The sequence below is a fragment of the Caballeronia arationis genome (assembly GCF_001544975.2).
GTDB classification, from domain to species: domain Bacteria; phylum Pseudomonadota; class Gammaproteobacteria; order Burkholderiales; family Burkholderiaceae; genus Caballeronia; species Caballeronia arationis.
Genome location: NZ_FCOG02000177.1, coordinates 1 through 9,860, shown reverse-complemented (window position 1 = coordinate 9,860; position 9,860 = coordinate 1). Strand labels below are relative to the sequence as shown.

Below are 9,860 nucleotides of genomic sequence, written 5' to 3'. Positions count from 1 at the left end.
GGCGCTGAGCGTGCTGCTGGGTGAAGAGGCCAAGGGTCTTTCGCCGAACGTAGTCAGCCGCCTGAAGGCTCAGTGGGCCGAAGAGCACGCCATTTGGAATCAGCGCGATCTGTCAAACTCCCGCTGGGTATATTGGTGGGCCGATGGGATCCACACGGGGCTGCGCAGTGACGATTCGGATGGACAGTGCTTGTTGGTCATCATCGGCGTGAAACCGGACGGAACGAAAGAGCGTGTGGCAATTGGCGACGGCTTCCGCGAGTCGAAGGACGCCTGGTGCGAGCTCTTGCTGGATCTGAAAGCGCGAGGCCTGCAAAGCGGTCCGCTGCTCGCGGCCGGCGATGGGGCAATGGGTCTGTGGGCGGCATTAGCGGAAGTGTTTCCGAGGACGCGGCACCAGCGCTGCTGGTTCCACAAGACTGGAAACATTCTCAACGCCTTGCCCAAATCACAGCATGGTCGGGCCAAAACCGGCCTACAGGAAATCTGGCAAGCCGCCACGCGTGAAGACGCATTCGTGGCCTTCGATCGTTTCGTCGAGCTCTATTCGGCCAAATATCCCAAGGCGACCGGGAAGCTGACAGGCGATCGCGATGAACTGCTGGCCTTCTACGACTTTCCTGCAGAGCACTGGCAGCATCTGCGAACCACAAACCCCATCGAGTCGACGTTCGCGACCGTGCGGCATCGAACCACCCGCACACGCAATTGCGTTTCCCGCGCGACGTTCCTCGGTCTGGCATTCAAGCTCATCGAGTCAGCCGAACAATCGTGGCGGCGCATTCGTGCGCCAGAGAAAATCGCCTCGCTCCTTGAAGGCATAACTTTCAAAGACGGGCTACCGGTGACCGACAGCACACCGGCTCAGCAACCGCTGGCCGCCTGATCATGCCGAATCCGAAACACCAGATTTGACAGTAACTCGCAGGCGTATCGTGCCAGTCCGAACTGCTGGAAATAGACAATATCCATGAATCGGTAGCGGCTTGTCTCAAGCGCTACGCGCGTCGTCACGAAGTGGACCTGGTCGTGATGGGAACGTCGGGACGCAGCGGGTTGCGTCGGATGGCGTTTGGCAGCGTCGCCGAAGAATTTGTGCGGATCGCGCAATGGCCTACACTTTTGGTGCATGGCGACTCCTGATCGGCAAGGAGCATTTGACTTAATTCAACAGCAGCTACTCCCGAAGGACTTCGCCCCGATATCCTGAGGTCAGTGTCTCGCACGCGGTGGCCGGCCACAGGCCAGACGCAAACAGGGCAGCGTGCCGGGATGGCGCTATGTGCGTCAAGCGGGCCGTGCCTGAGGGCATTCCGCCTGATACCAACGATCGACCTGACGCTGCGCCGCCTGTAGATCGTCCGGATAGTACGGATCGAAAAACCTTGATGGGTTGTACCCCGCCGCCTCAAGCGCCGCCAGTTCACTCTGGTTGCGCTCGAGTGTGGCGGGTGCGTTGTTCCTGATAGCGGCGAGATCGCGGCACTGCGTTGCACTCAGATGCGTCGCGCCTTCCGGCATGCCTCCTGCGGCACAGCCAGCGAGTAAGATCGTCAACGCGGAAACCATCCGCCAGATCTTTGGCGAGTTTTTCATGTCACTTCTCCCTTCAGCGAAGCAACTCAGTATGAACAAAAACCAGCGACGGCGTGGAAGGCTCGTGCGGAATCGATCCGTCATCCCGCCTTCAGCTGGATCGGGCCTGCGCTTGTGTTTCCGTGCTGGGCGTTATCCCGGCGGCCTGCGCCCTGTCAATACGAGAGACCGCGCCGCCGGCCGTCGAAAAGCAAAGCGTATTGTCGGAACGGCGATTGCCGCATAGGCATTGCCAGGGCGGCTAGGTGTGCGGGACATCTGCTTGAAGAGTCTATTATCGCCCGCCGGAAAGTAACCTAGCTGTAAAGATCGACCAGAGGTGAAAGGATCAAACTTTTTGCCATGTAGCGATCTCAAGTCGTAGTATTCTTGATCGACCCTCACCCACCGCTCCGCCATTGCACGTCAAATGCCATGCGGTTCTGAAAGGATCATGACGGGTTGATGTCACGCTTGCCTGTCTCCTCCGAGTTTCAACACGACAGGGCGGCATCCATATCAGCTTTTCAACAACCGGATCGTTTTTGGAAGGCATGAATCAAATCGCGAATATCGCCGACGCCTGGCGAATCTATGCGGGTGACTGATCGCGCTCAGGCAGACCATCTTCTTCGAGGGCATTTATGAAAACGCTGTTTCTGCAGGCACCTTCGTTCGACGGCTTCGATGGCGGAGCGGGCTCACGGTTCCAGACCAAGCGCGAGATTCGTTCATTCTGGTATCCAACATGGCTTGCCCAGCCCGCTGCGCTGATCGAGGACAGCCGCGTCCTGGATGCTCCCGCAGATGGATTGTCCCTGGAAGCGTCGCTCGACATTGCGCAGCAGTACGACCTGGTCATCATTCATACGAGCACGCCGTCCTTCCCGAGCGACGCCCGGTTCGCGGAGCATTTAAAACGACGCAAGTCCGCGATTCTCGTCGGGATGGTCGGGGCAAAGGTCGCCGTCGATCCTCACGGCTCGCTTACGGCGAGCGATGCGATCGACTTCGTGTGTCGTGAAGAATTCGACTTCACCTGTCGCGACATCGCGCAAGGGCTCCCGCTCAAGTCGATTCCCGGTCTCAGCTATCGGCTGCCCGATGGCGGGATCATGCACAACGAGGCCCGTCCGATCCTGGAGGACATGGACCAGTTGCCGTTTGTCGCGCCCATCTACAAGCGCGACCTTACGACCGAAAATTACTTCAGCGGCTACCTCAAACATCCGTATGTTTCGATCTACACGGGCAGGGGATGCAAATCCCGGTGTACCTTTTGCCTCTGGCCGCAGACGGTCGGCGGGCATCGCTATCGCACGCGTTCGGTCGAGAACGTTCTCGAAGAAGTGAAGTGGATCAGGGACAACATGCCCGAGATCAAGGAGATCATGTTCGACGACGATACCTTCACCGATCTCAGGCCGAGAGCCGAAGAGATCGCCCGCGGCCTTGGCAAGCTGGGAGTGACGTGGTCGTGCAACGCGAAAGCGAATGTGCCTTATTCAACGCTCAAGGTGATGAAGGATAACGGGTTGCGGCTTCTGCTCGTCGGCTACGAATCCGGCGACGACCAGATCCTCGTGAATGTGAAAAAGGGGCTGCGCACCGATATGGCACGTCGCTTCAGTGACGATTGCCGCAAGCTCGGCATCAAGATCCACGGCACGTTCATTCTCGGGCTTCCCGGCGAGACCCACGAAACAATTGAGAAGACGATCCGATACGCGAAGGAGATCAATCCTCACACCATCCAGGTGTCACTCGCGGCGCCCTATCCGGGAACGGTTCTTCATAAGCAGGCGGTCGAAAATGGATGGCTGAACGAAACCAAGGTCATCACCCTCGTTAATCCCACGGGTACCCAGCTTTCAGCGATCGGCTATCCGCACCTGTCGCGCGAAGAGATCTATCGCGGAGTGGAGGACTTCTACAAACGCTTTTATTTCCGACCGACGAAGATCTGGGAAATCGTGCGCGAGATGCTCATCAGTTGGGAGATGATGAAACGGCGCTTGCAGGAAGGCGTGCAGTTCTTCCGATTCCTCCGGGAACACAAGGCGTAAGGCCTGATGCGCCGATGCACGTGTCTGGCACTTCACGGTGTCAGCAATGTGCGTTGGCGTCAGCGCGACCGCAAGTCGACGGCTGGTTCCGAATCGGGGGCGGCAGGCCGGTTCGATGATTCGGCAAACTGCCACGCAAGAAGTCCGGGAATGAAAATCAGCAGATCGCGAATCCGTCTCGCGCCCGCGAGGGCGAGACATATCGAAGGATCGAGCCCAAGCGCGCCGCCAATCAGGACGAAGCCGCCCTCCTGCACGCCAAGGCCGCCGGGCACAAAAAACGCCGCGCTGCTCACCGCCTGGATCAGCGATTCGATCACCACCGCTTCGACCAGGCTGACTTGCGCACCGAGGAAGTAGAGCGCGAGCCAGATTTCGAGCGAGGTCAGCACGCATTGGAGCGGCTGCCAGAAGAACAGGTAACGCAACACGACCCCGCGCCGGCGCCAGATCAGCTTGATCGACTGATCGATCTGCGCCGACTGCCCAATGAGCGCAGCGAGCTTGCCGCTCGTGATCCGGTTGAGCGCGCGCGTGATCCGCTCGAACGGACTGGCGTGCTGAACCAGCGCGAACAGTACCAGCAGTGGCGTGAGGACCACCACGCCCCACGCCAGTTGGCCCGCGAAGCGCGCCGCGCTGGATTGCGCATGTGCAAGCAGAAAGCCGATTCCGACCATCGTGAAGAGCAACTGGCTGATCACTGTCAGTTGCATATCGACGATCAGACTGGCTGCGGCCATCGGCGGCCGCACCCTCCGGGCCCGCAGCATCCTGTACGAGACCACCTCGCCGCCGATGCGCGCGACCGGCAGCATGCAGTTCACCGATTCGCGCACCCACACCAGATGGAGCATCGTCAGCAAGGAGGGCCGATGGACTCGGCGGATCAGTGTGCGCCATTCGTACGCGTTGACGACCATCGGCAACACGTGCGCCAGTGCTGCCAGCAGCAGGCCGGCGCCAGCGGTTCGCAGCGCGTCGAGCACCGCGCCGGGATTGTCGTTCCAGACGAGCCACAGTGACGCGATCAGTCCGGCGAGCGCCGCGACGCGGCCAAAATGCTTCATCATGCCAGTGCCGTTGAGAGGTGCCGCGCGGCGAGAGCAGTGCGCGCGAATCGCCCTTGTTTCATCAGTCGCTTACCCGTTCGTCCTGGACAGCCGACAACAGGCCGTCACTGTCGACTTCGAAATGGAAGCCGCGCCAAGTCACACGCGACGACCAGAAGCTCGCCACGAATATCGCAAAGGAAACTATATCCCACAGCGGCAGCAGCCATACGTCGCGATGTGCCTGGCGCAATACGTGGTCCGACACCAGCTCGAGGGCGAGCCTGGCGACCACTGTCGCGAGCACGAGCTGCAACGACCACGCAGCGGCGCCCGACAACATCACCGCAAAGAGCGCGAATGCGAGCGGATGAAGGAGCACCGACCCCAGATGACCGAGCGGATCGACTCTGCGGATGGTGCGACTCCAGCGGAGCTCGTGCGCGATCAACTGGCGCGCACTGGTTTCAACGCAGGCATGTGCGACCGTGAAGGGCGGAATCGATACCTTTTCGCCGGCGAGCCGCACCGCCTCGCCGATCGCATGATCCTCGGCCAGATGCCTGACGAACGGCTCAAAGCCGCCGATCTTTTCGAGCGTCGCGCGTCGCATCGCGATGGTCTGCCCGAAGCATGGTCGCGCGAGGCCCAGCGCGAGGGCGATCACCACGCCGGGAAGGAACTGGTAGTTGGTGGCTTTCGCCGAAAGACGCGGCCAGAAACCCGGTTCAGGCTTGCCGCGATAAATGCAAGTGACGAGCCCGACGCCCGGTTTCTGCAATTCGCCGATGACCTTGCTCAGGTAGTCCGGTGCGACGCTAACGTCGCTGTCAGCGAACACCAGCACGTCGTGCCGCGCTTTAGGCAGCATGTTCAGAATGTTGCTGATCTTTCGGTTTGGCCCATACAGCCGCGCATCGGCGACCACGGTCACGTCTGCTTCGGGATGCAGGCGCCGCAGTGCATCGACGGCCTGTAGCGCCGGATCGGCCGGGTCGTTCACGCCGAACAGGAACTGCACGGGGCCGGGATAGTCCTGTTGGCAGAAGCTCGAAAGATTGGCGAGCAACCCCCGCTCGTCGCCGTACAACGGCTTGACGATGGTGACTGGCGGATAGCTGCTCGGCTCGCGCGCCGTGCGGCGGAAGAAACGTCTGATCAGCAAGGCCGCGACGATCGTATAGGCGATGCCAAACATCGCTCCCGCGCCACATGCCATCGCCATGGCCGCGACCAAAACGTGCATGGCGCTCACAACGCGTCGCCGGACAGGAAGCGGGAGAACTCGAAGCAGTCGCGTGCGTTCGTCTTCCCGTTCGTTAGCATTCCGTGAGCGGTCTTCCCGTCGTTCGAAATGCCGAAATAAGCGCACCAGTAGAAGGATTCGATCTGACGGTGTATCCCGTCACGCGAACGACGCGGAATGCCGGTCGCCTCGAACGGCATGCCTTCGGCGATGAAGGGATTGTTGGACGGTTTGCTCTCGTCGAGCCTGCGGCTCTCAGCGTGCCTGCTTGTCCAGCGTCGCGGCTGGACACGGCGCGGCGCCGAACGCGCCTGTGCACCGGAGGCGACCGATGCACGTCCTGCATCGAGCAGCACGGCGCATAGATCCCCGGTCCTCTCGACGAGACCCAACGCATGATCGAAGGATTTCCCGAAAGCGTCGTGCGACGCCGCCTGCAAGGATGCAGTTTTCATGACGGCTCCCGTAAGCCGGTTAATGCGCTTACAGTTCTTGATCGATGAAGGACCATGACGAATTTCGTCGCGGGTCCGGAAAGGATCGAAAAAAGGTACGGCTAAATAAGCTGACGAGAACCTGATAGACGGAGTTGGCCCGGTGAGAAGGGCAGCGCATGATGCGGCGTGAGAGTTCGATGTCAAGCACTTCTCAAAGCGCATGATCATGGTGTTGAACAGTCACGGCCGTGCGCGGTCATTCTAACGCTTGTGATGTCACGACTTTGTGTATTGCTCGTCGTTTGGGGAATTTTTTTTGTTGCTTACGAACGAGGAGCGCTTCCGTCGTTGGTGATGCAAATCTCGTGAGCCAATCGCGCTCAGGCACAGAGCGGCGGTATGTTCTCTCGATGTCTTAGCATCTAGAGCGGATCGTCTTGGCGGCGAGAGATTATCGTCAGGTTGGTAAGGCTGCGCTAATTCAAAATCGTCAGCGGGTCACTATCATGTGGCATATGGGGCGACATATGCCTTTACCCGGCTCGACACTCCGTATTCCTTTATTCTCGGACCGCGAGCATCATTGCTTCGACGATCGCACCGGGAGAATGGGCTCCCGAAAGCGTGTATCGGGCGTTGAACACGAAGTGCGGAACGCCGGTGTCGTTGTATTCCGTGTGCGGCACCCGGCGACCGGTGGGGTCGGCCTTGCTTCTTGATTCCGCCAGATGATCTGCGACGCCTTGCTGCTCGAGACCGCACTCGACGCCGAGCCGCTCGAGAACCTTCAAGTCGCCAATATTCTGGCCTTCCATGAAGTAGGCGCGAAAGAGGCGCTCGATCAAAAGTGCACGTTGCGCTTCGGCGCCGCGGCCGGCTGCATACGCGACGAGGTCGTGCGCAGCGGCGGTGTTCGGCAACACTTCAATCCGCTCGAACGCGAACTCGATGCCGGCGTCGCTTCCCGCGCGCCGCACCTGCGCACGCCTTACGGTCACCGCCTCGTGACTGCCCAGGCGGTCGAGATAGAACGCCTGGTAAGGCATGCCATCGATGGGCGTATAAGGCAGCAGTTGATGGGAGCGCCACAGCACTTTCAGGAGCACGTCCGGCCGCAGGCCGGCAAACCGGCTGATGGCCGCCTCCAGATTGCGTTTGCCGATCAGGCACCACGGGCAGATGAAATCGAAGAAGACCTCGACCGTCATCGTGGGGCGGCCATCAACTTCGCGGCCCGCTGTGACGGCACATTGCAGTTCAGACAAGTTCATGGATCAAGCTCTCCGCCATCGGCCATTCACCAAAGCCCGCAGCGGGGTTGAGGTGGCCCACCTCGCCGAGGTCGACGAGGCGGCTGCCCCATTCCTGCGCCATCTGCGCAACGCGCTCGAACCGTGCGAGCGGATCGTTGCGGCTGGCCCCGACGATGGCCGGAAACGGCAACGGCTTGCGGGGAATCGGATGCCAGCCGTTTTCAGCGAGGGCATCGAAGGTCGGATAGCCATCGGGCAGCGGAATCTCGAGATCGGCCGGGGCGACCAATAGCGCTCCATGAATCTTGCGGTCGTGCTGCCGGGCCCAATGCACGGCGATCATGACGCCGGCGCTGTGCGCGACCAGGATCACGGGGCCATCGATTTTCGCGAGGGCCGCATCGAGCGCCGCGACGCGCGCGGCGCAGCTGAGCTTGTCGTGCTCGAGCGGCGGCACCGAAGCCGCTTTGGGCAGCTTCTGCTGCAGCAGGGTTTGCCAATGCTCGGCAACGTGGTCGCGCAAGCCCGGCACGATGAGAATGGTGGGTGTCGTATCTAGGATCATGTATCAGCCTTTTTGCGTCGGAACGCCTTGGCGCCGTTGGGTGGCTGCCTGCCTGGTCAGTGCGAAGCCTCTTTGCGCAGCGTTGCAACCTTGTCCAGATCGCGGATGTAGTTCCGCTTGCCGATGAAAAACACGATCGCAGCAAGGAGCGGCGCAAAGGGGACGAGTTGCAGCGCGCCCAAGAGTCCGATCTTGTCAGCGACGATTCCCGTGAGGATCGCCGCAGGCGCCAGACCCAGCAGGTTGTTGGCGAGCGTGAGAGTGGCGAACGCAGAAGCGTGGATCGACGGAGGCGTGAGGTTCGCGACCATTGCCCCCGAGGGACCGGTTGCGCCTGCGCTGAAGAACATGCCGGCGCCAATCAGGACGAGTTGCAACGGTCCTGCAGGCATCTGGAAGCCAATTGCGAGAAAGGCGAAGCACGCGACGCAGAAAGCGATGGCGGTGAGCCACTTCTTCTCCCGCGCATTCTTGCTGATACGGTCGGTCAGATTCCCGCACACGACCATGCCAAGGCCCGTCACCATCACGAACACCGCGGCGCCTATCGCGGCCTTGTCCGGCGCCATGCCGTAGTAGCGGTTCAGGAAGCTAGGCATCCATGCCCACAGCGCGGCCGGCACCAGCAGATGGAAGCCGCTGCCCACGTACGCACATACGATCGACTTGGTCGAAAAGAGTCCCTTCATCAGCGCGCGTAAGCTCATGCGCGTGTCGAGGCTCGCCGCCTTCACGGCATTGCCGGAGGGTTGCAACGGCGCGAGCCGCTTTTCAGTCACAAAGATCCGATAGAAGACGACCAGCACGATCCCGAGCACGGCCATCGCGCAGAACGCCCAGCGCCAGCCGAGGCGCGCCGCGACGGCGCCGCCGATCGCCATACCCATCACCGAGCCGAACGCCCCGCCCGCCATGAAGGCGGCCGTCAGCGTCGAGCGCAGCCGCACCGGAAAGATGCTGAGGACAACCGCGATGCCGACACTGCCGTAAGCCGCTTCGCCGATGCCGACGAAAGCGCGCGCAAGGAGCATCTCGCCGTAGGTGGTGGAAATCGCGCAGCCGAGTGTCGCGAGACTCCACATGGTGGCCATCAGCACGATGCTCCTCACGCGGCCCCAGCGGTCGGCGAGCACCGACAACGGCAAGGTCAGCACGCCGACCATGAGCGCGACCACGCTGCTAAGCGATCCGAGGCGCGTATCGGAGAGACCCCATGCCGACTTGAGCATCGGAAAGACGGCATTCAAAACCTGTCGCGACATGTAGTCGGAAAGCAGCAACCCGACCGTTAGCGCAAACACCACCCACGCATAGGCGCGTACGTCCCCTCGTGCTTTTGAAACTTGTCCCGTTGTGGCCTCGGCGTGCTGCATGAGCATGAAATGTCTCCTTCAGGAATCTCGCGAGCGACTTACCTTGCTCACATGGGCAAGGTGCCGCGTTTCGATATGTGTACGTTGGCCCTGGCGCGCGCCATGGGCGGTCCTTTCATGTCCGGCATCGATGTGACGACATCACGTCACCGCCGGGCCATGGTCGCTTACGCGGCGCGCAGCGGGAGGTTCTTCATGCCGGCCTTGCGGTTCGGTGCCATGCCCATCTGCGCGAGCGTCTCGTCGGCATCCTTGTACTGCACGCCGATCTTGTAGATCTCGCGCGCTTCCTT

General features: G+C 61.0%; 10 protein-coding genes and 1 pseudogene. 3 read left to right on the top strand and 8 right to left on the bottom strand.

The window, feature by feature from the left end; translation table 11 throughout:
• On the top strand, nt 1–886 hold an 886-nt coding region (locus tag AWB81_RS37715; protein WP_062643109.1), incomplete at its 5' end, for an IS256 family transposase.
• Nucleotides 887–948: 62 nt separating this feature from the next.
• Entirely contained in the window at nt 949–1,143 is a 195-nt protein-coding gene (locus AWB81_RS48975) for a universal stress protein (protein WP_087135464.1), read from the top strand.
• A gap of 144 nt (nt 1,144–1,287) precedes the next feature.
• On the opposite strand, the gene AWB81_RS37705 is transcribed toward AWB81_RS48975, so the two are convergent.
• On the bottom strand, nt 1,288–1,596 hold the full coding sequence (locus tag AWB81_RS37705; protein ID WP_062643112.1) for a DUF4148 domain-containing protein: 309 nt from the start codon (nt 1,594–1,596) through the stop codon (nt 1,288–1,290).
• A 623-nt stretch (nt 1,597–2,219) separates the two neighbouring features.
• On the opposite strand from AWB81_RS37705, the gene hpnJ reads away from it, so the two are divergent.
• Nucleotides 2,220–3,641: a hopanoid biosynthesis associated radical SAM protein HpnJ gene (gene hpnJ / locus AWB81_RS37700; RefSeq protein WP_062643107.1), complete on the top strand. Its 1,422-nt coding sequence runs from the start codon at nt 2,220–2,222 to the stop codon at nt 3,639–3,641.
• Between the two features lie 59 nt (nt 3,642–3,700).
• Here hpnJ and AWB81_RS37695 read toward each other — a convergent pair whose 3' ends face one another.
• From AWB81_RS37695 to AWB81_RS44310, 7 genes and pseudogenes are all read right to left on the bottom strand, one after another.
• On the bottom strand, nt 3,701–4,714 hold the full coding sequence (locus tag AWB81_RS37695; protein ID WP_062643106.1) for a flippase-like domain-containing protein: 1,014 nt from the start codon (nt 4,712–4,714) through the stop codon (nt 3,701–3,703).
• 61 nt (nt 4,715–4,775) lie between these two features.
• Nucleotides 4,776–5,939, bottom strand: coding sequence for a bacteriohopanetetrol glucosamine biosynthesis glycosyltransferase HpnI (gene hpnI, locus AWB81_RS37690; protein WP_200822612.1), 1,164 nt, complete (start codon nt 5,937–5,939; stop codon nt 4,776–4,778).
• Between the two features lie 5 nt (nt 5,940–5,944).
• Nucleotides 5,945–6,295 (bottom strand): hypothetical protein, encoded by a 351-nt coding sequence (locus AWB81_RS37685; protein ID WP_143753730.1) that lies wholly within the window; start codon nt 6,293–6,295, stop codon nt 5,945–5,947.
• A gap of 641 nt (nt 6,296–6,936) precedes the next feature.
• Nucleotides 6,937–7,647, bottom strand: a complete 711-nt coding sequence (locus tag AWB81_RS37680; protein ID WP_062643103.1) for a DsbA family oxidoreductase — start codon at nt 7,645–7,647, stop codon at nt 6,937–6,939.
• Nucleotides 7,634–8,194, bottom strand: a complete 561-nt coding sequence (locus tag AWB81_RS37675) for an RBBP9/YdeN family alpha/beta hydrolase (protein WP_062643102.1) — start codon at nt 8,192–8,194, stop codon at nt 7,634–7,636. Before AWB81_RS37675 ends, AWB81_RS37680 begins: the two co-directional genes overlap by 14 nt.
• Nucleotides 8,195–8,250: 56 nt before the next feature.
• Nucleotides 8,251–9,573: an MFS transporter gene (locus AWB81_RS37670; RefSeq protein WP_062643101.1), complete on the bottom strand. Its 1,323-nt coding sequence runs from the start codon at nt 9,571–9,573 to the stop codon at nt 8,251–8,253.
• A 161-nt stretch (nt 9,574–9,734) separates the two neighbouring features.
• Nucleotides 9,735–9,860: pseudogene (locus AWB81_RS44310) on the bottom strand (3-keto-5-aminohexanoate cleavage protein); the annotation flags it as partial.